The following is a 7059-nucleotide window of genomic DNA, read 5'->3' as shown; positions in this document are numbered from 1 at the left end:
CATAAATAATATTTTTGTTTAACAAAAGTAGTAAAATAATAAACAAAATTATCATTTTAACGTAACTTTATCTTTTGGTAGCCCGAATTGGGGATAAAAATGATTTTTTATTCGTTAAAAAACTTCGTTTCTTTGTGAAAATCTAAAGGCATGATCCGGGCAAAAAATCTACACAAATATTACGACTCCTTACACGTATTAAAAGGAGTTGATTTGCAAATCCGTAAAGGAGAAGTTGTTTCCATTGTAGGCGCCTCGGGAGCGGGCAAAACCACGTTGTTGCAAATTTTAGGCACCTTAGATCACCCCAACAAACAAAACGATACCGAACTAGAAATCAACGGACAATCGGTTTTGGATTTGAATGATACAGCCTTGTCCAAATTTAGAAACACCCATTTGGGATTTATTTTTCAATTCCACCAATTGCTTCCCGAATTTACGGCCTTAGAAAATGTGTGCATTCCTGGATTTATTGCTAAAAGAGACAAAGCGACGGTTGAAGCCGAAGCCAAACACTTATTATCGTATTTGGGATTAGCCGATCGCATGCAGCACAAACCCAGCGAACTTTCTGGTGGTGAGCAACAACGCGTAGCTGTAGCCCGTGCTTTGATTAACAAACCTGCCGTATTATTTGCCGATGAACCTTCAGGCAACTTGGATAAAACTTCGGCCCAAAATTTACACGAATTGTTTTTTAAACTGCGTGATGAATTTGGCCAAACCTTTGTAATTGTGACCCACAATGAAGAATTGGCTAATATGGCCGATCGAAAACTGACCATGGTGGATGGAAATATTGTAACCATTTAAATTGATTAACCGATAAGTCACACTAGCTTAAATGAACTTGCCAACGTATTAAAAGTACATTTACGTTTGTAGAACTTATATGACTTATATGTTAAAAAAATGACGCCATCCGAGTTAAAAGAATTTCTTGACGAAAAGGTTGAGTTGTACAACAATCCAAATTTCATTACGAGCGACCCCGTTCAGATTCCGCATTTGTATACCTTAAAAGAAGATATTGAAATTTCGGGTTTTCTGGCTGCTACCATAGCTTGGGGCAACCGAAAGATGATCATCAACAACGCCCATAAAATGATGCAGTTGCTTGGGAATTCGCCCTACGATTTCGTGATGAGTCACACCGATGAACAATTGGAAAACCTATCGCAATTCGTACACCGAACCTTCAACGGAACCGATTTTGTCGGATTCATCAAAGGCTTGCAACACATTTATCAAAACCATAACGGGTTAGAAGGCGTATTTTCCCAACCCACGCCTAGCCTGCAGCATTCCATTGCCCTTTTTAAATCCCATTTTTTTGAAATAGGTCATGCCATGCGTACTGAAAAACACATTTCGGATCCGTTAAATGGCTCTGCAGCCAAACGCATCAACATGTATTTGCGTTGGATGGTACGAAAAGACAACAAAGGTGTAGACTTAGGGATCTGGAAAAACATTGAAGCGGCTCAATTGTCATGCCCCTTAGACGTTCATTCGGGCAATGTAGCACGAAAGTTAGGCCTACTGCACCGCACACAAAATGACGCTAAAGCAGTCGTTGAACTCGATTCCCAATTGCGGATTTTAGATACAAAAGATCCCGTAAAATACGATTTTGCCTTGTTTGGATTAGGCGTTTTTGAAGGATTTTAAAAAAAGTTTCTACTTAATTTAAATATTATTTTATTTAAAAATACTTAAAATACTTCCTATTCAAAATCACACATTAAATACGTACTATTGGCAATATGTATCGTAATGCTGAGAGATCAATATCCGTTGACTAAGATCTCCCTGAACAGGGGTTAAGTCGCTAAATTTAAAATAAAAAACATCAGTTTCATCTTTATACCATTTATTAACTAAAGGGGTAAAAGAAGGTGAATCAAATTCAATGTAAATATCATCATTGCTGACATTTTCAACAGAATTACTGAGACAAGAAGCTAAGTAGAAAACTTTATAAACTTTAGCAGAATTATTTTCGTCTTTAGAACAAGACGACAATAACATACTCAATGTAAAAACAAATAAAATATTTTTTCTCATAAAAATTCTTTTGATTCGACTGTGGAGAATACCGGATTCGAACCGGTCGCCTCTACGCTGCCAGCGTAGCGCTCTAGCCAAATGAGCTAATCCCCCAAAATTTCTCTGCGAATATAAGTATTTTTATGAATAAATAAAATAAAGTTTTCATTTCGTTTTTTGTCAAATTTCAAACTATATAAAGTGTAGTAACCGAACGAAAGATTCTTTTGAAACCATAAAAAAATGCTGTAGTTTTACCCCATTAATACCTTACCATGCACGCTGACTATATTACCGACCAACAATTTGCCGACCTTACTTATAAGGAAGAAGATGTGAAATTTAAAGAATATGAAAATTGCACGTTTACCCGTTGCGATTTTAGAGCGTGTTCGTTTACCGCCGTAACCTTTATTGATTGTAATTTTTTTGATTGTAATTTTAAAAACACCAAAATCAATCATGTATCGTTGCGTGATGTATGGTTTACCAATTGCGATTTTACAGCCGTTAACTTTGCCATGACCGATCAAATTTTATATGAATTTCATTTCAAAGACAGTTTGTTGGATTATGCCCAATTTTATAGTTTGAAACTTAAAAAAATGCAATTCATCAATTGCAGTATGGTAGCCGTTGATTTTATGGAAAGTGATTTAACAGAAGCTTTATTTGATAATTGCAATCTAAGACACGCGGTATTTATTGGTACCACAGCGCTTAAAACCGATTTTTCGACCAGTTATGACTTTACTATTGATCCTGAAAAAAACAAACTAAAAAGAGCTATTTTTTCCTCTGAAAATCTGGCGGGTCTGTTGCAGAAATACGACTTGGTGATTAAATAAAAAATAATTGTTTAAAATTATTGTTTTTCAATAAATATTTATTGATATTTGCTGCTTAATTCAAAACTTTCATCAAATGAAAATTAGTTCAAAGCAAATGCTTCGTATCTTATATGCAATCGCCTGGGTCATCTTTATTGGACTTTGCATCAAAGCAGGTGGTTTTATATTCAACACCTTTTTTACCTTATGCATCAATCCGGAAGGTGCCAATCATTTTTGGAACAATATGGACTTATCCCAATTGTACCTCTCGGGTAAAAGTTATTTCATTCAGTTTACGGTCTTAATTTCTGTGGTAACTGTATTACAAGCCTTGCTGTTTTATTGGATCGTAAAAATTCTGCACGACAAAAAATTAAATTTAGATCGTCCTTTCAATTCAGAAGTTTGTAAATTCATCTTCCGTCTTTCATATATTTCGTTAGCAATTGGCTTGGTTCAGCTTTTTGGCGGGATGCTTTTGATCGCCCAATTGCAATCGGTACACCTTAGTTTGCCTCAAAGCAGTCAAGTTTCTTTGCGAGAACATGAAATTTGGTTGTTTATGGGAATCATTCTTTTTGTCATTGCCCAAATTTTTAAACGCGGTATTGAGCTGCAAGATGAAAACGAATTAACAGTATAAATTATGGCCATAGTAGTCAATTTAGATGTCATGATGGCAAAACGTAAAATGTCACTCAACGAACTTTCGGAAAAGGTAGACATTACCCTAGCCAATTTGTCCATTTTAAAAACGGGTAAGGCTAAGGCTGTGCGCTTTAGTACACTCGAAGCCATTTGCAAGGTGTTGGATTGTCAGCCGGGAGATTTGTTAGAATTTGTGGAGGAATAACGAAAGAAAAATATTCTGTTTTCTATAGCACAAAAGGATTATTAGCAGAAACTTATTCGCTAATTTCAAGTTTATAGCCCTTGCTGCGAATCACTACAATGTTTATGTTGGCATCAAGTTCTAGTTTTTTTCGAAGTTTTGAAATGAACATGTCTAAACTTCGCCCTACTACAACGCCTTCATCTTCCCAAATTTCTTTTTGCAACCTACTTCTTTCAATGATCTGATTGGGTGATTGGGCAAAAATGAGCATCAAACGGGTTTCGGTATCCGTCAAATCGATGCTGACTTCGTTATGCAACAATTGCCGCTTTTGTGCATCAAATAAAATCGAACCAAGGGCAAAGCTCTTGTCATGGAAAACCTTAGGCGCTGTTTTCTTTGGCTTTACTACTTTACTATACGCAAAAACCAATAAGACCATTAAAGCTAACCCTCCAAAAAAATAAGCATAACGGGATCCATTAGTATGTGTTTCATTAAATTGAATGGAAATAACATAACAGGCTTTGGGCTGTCTTCTTCCAATACATGATACAATATCATCTTTTTGATTCTTGGAAATGGCAAAGGCATAAACTACACTTGAATTAGAACAGTTGAGCACATTAACAATATAATCTTGAGCATTTGGATCTTTGATTAGTATGCTTTTCGTAATACTTACAAGTGATGCTGTTTGAAAAGTAAGCTCGTTTTCAAACCTTATTTGGTATTCATTTTCGTTTATTTTAACTACCGGAAGTACTCGAGAGGTAGTATCGCCCGATTGCAAAAGCAACTCATGACCAATTCTGCGGAGTAAAACTTCTCTTTTGGAACGTTCAAAACCAGCAGCCGGATTTGCCTCAATAGCCACAAAACTAACGGCAATAAAGAAAAGTGGCAGCACTAAAAATAGGGCTTTTCGGTTTATAGAGCGTAAGAATTGACTAAATTGCATCGTGTAAATTAAATATTTACAAAGTTTACATTTTTATTTACAATACCAAATCCTAGGTCTGAAAAATATAACTGTACATTCGCAACATAAATTAAATGACTATGAAAAATATGAAAAGAATCTTCACAGCACTTACTATTGTGTTATTTGTAATTAGCGGGCAATTGTTCACCAATTGTGAAGAAAAAAAAGAAACTACGACTATTTCAAAACCGGAACCCCAACCGCTAACCGAAGCGCAACAAAAAGCCAATCTTGAGGCTAAAGCAAAATGGGAAGCTTCACCAGACGGCATTCAATACAAAAAATGGCAAAATTCTCCAGAAGGAAAAAAAGTAAAAGCCAGCCATGACAAAATAAGAAAGCAACTTCAAGAATTCACAAACATGGAAGCCGTAGTAACTTCGGTTACCTTTGAGCGTGAAGGAGCAAAAGGAAAAGGTCCGAAATGGCTGTTGGTGCAAATTGAAGGCGAAACCTACATGATGCAATTTGTTTCTAAAGAGTTTGAACGATTGAAAAGCTTGCAAGTCAACGATAAAATTAGCCTCAAAAGCCGCAGTGCGGGGTATTCTAACAACCATCCCTATTTGATTATTAGGGGCGATTATATTGCCAAAGACAACAAAGTATTGTTTAAACGCGATTTGAGTAAAAATAATCGGTGTTAAAATATTCAACGTTTAGCAAAAAAAAAACGATAGCGCGGATTTGTAATCCGTGCCCACAATAAACATAAAAAATCCCGAGTGCAAACTCGGGATTCATTTTTTATACTAAAATATACTATTTCAAACCGGCTAAACTTTGCTCAATCATCGCAATTTTTGCCAAAGCATCAGCTTCTTTTTTGCGTTCGTTGGCAATCACTTGTTCGGGTGCGCCGGCTACAAATTTCTCGTTAGACAATTTGCCTTGCACCGAGCGTAAGAATCCTTTGGTGTAGTTTAACTCTTCGGTTAATTTTGTAATTTCTGCTTCCACATCAATAGCGCCTGTAATTGGTATAAAATATTCATTTGATTTCACACGATACGATAAGGCTCCGTCTACTTTATCTGAAACGTACTCTAAAGTTGTAACATTTCCTAACTTCTGCACAACCGAATCAAAATAGGTTGCGGCTTTTTCATTATTCATCACACGCAATTCAATGGCATCTCTAAACGGTATGTTTTTGTCTTTACGAATGGTTCGAATGCCAGAAATGACTTCGGTTGCAAAATCAAAATCAGCAATCAATTGCGCATTAAAAGGTTTGGCTGTTGGCCACTCCCCTACAATCAACGCTTGTTCAGGTGTTCTTTCGGCTATGTGGTGCCACAATTCTTCAGTTAAAAACGGCATGAATGGATGCAACAACTTCAAGTTGTTTTCCAACATTTCGATCGCTTTATCAAACGTAGCGCGGTCAATTGGTTGTTGGTATCCTGGTTTGATCATTTCTAAGAACCACGAACAAAAATCGTCCCACACCAATTTGTAAATGCCCATTAAGGCATCCGACAAACGGTATTTATCAAAGTTATCTTCTATTTCGACTAAGGTTTGTTGCAATTTGGCTTCGTACCATTCAATCGCTACTTTAGACGATTCGGGTTGGGCAATATCGGCTACTTCCCATCCTTTGATCAGTTTGAAGGCGTTCCAAATTTTATTGGCAAACCCTTTTCCTTGGTTGCACAATTCTTCGTCGAATAAGATGTCGTTTCCGGCCGAAGCACTCAACAACAATCCCACGCGAACTCCATCGGCACCAAATTTTTCAATTAATCCGAGTGGTTCAGGTGAATTTCCAAGCGACTTAGACATTTTACGCCCTTGCTTATCACGAACTAATCCGGTTAAATATACGTTTGAAAATGGTTTTTCTCCCGCATATTCATACCCTGCAATAATCATACGGGCTACCCAAAAGAACAAAATATCGGGTCCGGTAACCAAATCATTGGTAGGATAATAGTATTTAAAATCTTCATTTTCTGGGTTTAAAACCCCACCAAAAACCGCCATTGGCCATAACCAAGAAGAGAACCACGTGTCAAGCGCATCCGCGTCTTGTGTTAAGTCGTTTATGGTTAATTGTTTATTGTTGGTTTTGGCTTGTGCTAAAGCTAAAGCTTCTTCTTTGGTTTCAGCTACTACGAAATCTTCTTTTCCGTCCCCGTAGTAATAGGCTGGAATTTGTTGTCCCCACCACAATTGGCGCGAAATATTCCAATCGCGAATGTTGTTCAACCAATGCGCATAAGTATTGTTGAAACGGCTTGGGTATAATGTAACATCATCGGATTCTAAAACGGCTTTAATGGCTGGTTTTACCAAATCTTCCATTTTTAAGAACCATTGATCCGATAAACGAGGTTCGATTACGGCTT

General features: G+C 36.9%; 9 protein-coding genes and 1 tRNA gene. 6 read left to right on the top strand and 4 right to left on the bottom strand.

The window, feature by feature from the left end; all coding sequences use genetic code 11:
* Positions 1-150 precede the first annotated feature (150 nt).
* Positions 151-816, top strand: coding sequence for an ABC transporter ATP-binding protein (locus ACIQ6Z_RS08485; RefSeq protein WP_396210464.1), 666 nt, complete (start codon positions 151-153; stop codon positions 814-816).
* 99 nt (positions 817-915) lie between these two features.
* Positions 916-1674 (top strand): TIGR02757 family protein, encoded by a 759-nt coding sequence (locus ACIQ6Z_RS08480; protein WP_396210463.1) that lies wholly within the window; start codon positions 916-918, stop codon positions 1672-1674.
* 84 nt (positions 1675-1758) lie between these two features.
* On the opposite strand, the gene ACIQ6Z_RS08475 is transcribed toward ACIQ6Z_RS08480, so the two are convergent.
* Together ACIQ6Z_RS08475 and ACIQ6Z_RS08470 are read right to left on the bottom strand one after the other, a co-directional pair.
* Positions 1759-2070 carry a hypothetical protein gene (locus ACIQ6Z_RS08475; RefSeq protein WP_396210462.1) on the bottom strand — a complete coding sequence of 104 codons (312 nt, stop codon included), beginning with the start codon at positions 2068-2070 and terminating at the stop codon, positions 1759-1761.
* 22 nt (positions 2071-2092) lie between these two features.
* Positions 2093-2166, bottom strand: a tRNA-Ala gene (locus tag ACIQ6Z_RS08470).
* Positions 2167-2327: 161 nt separating this feature from the next.
* Here ACIQ6Z_RS08470 and ACIQ6Z_RS08465 point away from each other — a divergent pair.
* The 3 genes from ACIQ6Z_RS08465 to ACIQ6Z_RS08455 all read left to right on the top strand — a co-directional run bounded on the left by ACIQ6Z_RS08465 (position 2328) and on the right by ACIQ6Z_RS08455 (position 3738).
* On the top strand, positions 2328-2900 hold the full coding sequence (locus ACIQ6Z_RS08465; RefSeq protein ID WP_396210461.1) for a pentapeptide repeat-containing protein: 573 nt from the start codon (positions 2328-2330) through the stop codon (positions 2898-2900).
* A gap of 76 nt (positions 2901-2976) precedes the next feature.
* Positions 2977-3528 (top strand): DUF2975 domain-containing protein, encoded by a 552-nt coding sequence (locus ACIQ6Z_RS08460; RefSeq protein ID WP_396210460.1) that lies wholly within the window; start codon positions 2977-2979, stop codon positions 3526-3528.
* A 3-nt stretch (positions 3529-3531) separates the two neighbouring features.
* On the top strand, positions 3532-3738 hold the full coding sequence (locus ACIQ6Z_RS08455) for a helix-turn-helix domain-containing protein (protein ID WP_396210459.1): 207 nt from the start codon (positions 3532-3534) through the stop codon (positions 3736-3738).
* Positions 3739-3790: 52 nt separating this feature from the next.
* On the opposite strand, the gene ACIQ6Z_RS08450 is transcribed toward ACIQ6Z_RS08455, so the two are convergent.
* The gene (locus ACIQ6Z_RS08450; protein ID WP_396210458.1) at positions 3791-4681 is read right to left on the bottom strand and encodes a winged helix-turn-helix domain-containing protein; all 891 of its coding nucleotides are present in this window, start codon (positions 4679-4681) and stop codon (positions 3791-3793) included.
* A gap of 110 nt (positions 4682-4791) precedes the next feature.
* Here ACIQ6Z_RS08450 and ACIQ6Z_RS08445 point away from each other — a divergent pair, with 110 nt between their 5' ends.
* Entirely contained in the window at positions 4792-5352 is a 561-nt protein-coding gene (locus tag ACIQ6Z_RS08445; RefSeq protein ID WP_396210457.1) for a hypothetical protein, read from the top strand.
* A 115-nt stretch (positions 5353-5467) separates the two neighbouring features.
* Here ACIQ6Z_RS08445 and ACIQ6Z_RS08440 read toward each other — a convergent pair.
* Positions 5468-7059 (bottom strand): class I tRNA ligase family protein (locus ACIQ6Z_RS08440; RefSeq protein ID WP_396210456.1); only part of this gene is annotated, 1592 nt, incomplete at its 5' end.

Origin of the sequence: Flavobacterium sp., assembly GCF_044376915.1 — a bacterium.
GTDB lineage: Bacteria > Bacteroidota > Bacteroidia > Flavobacteriales > Flavobacteriaceae > Flavobacterium.
This window is presented reverse-complemented; position numbering and strand designations above follow the sequence as displayed.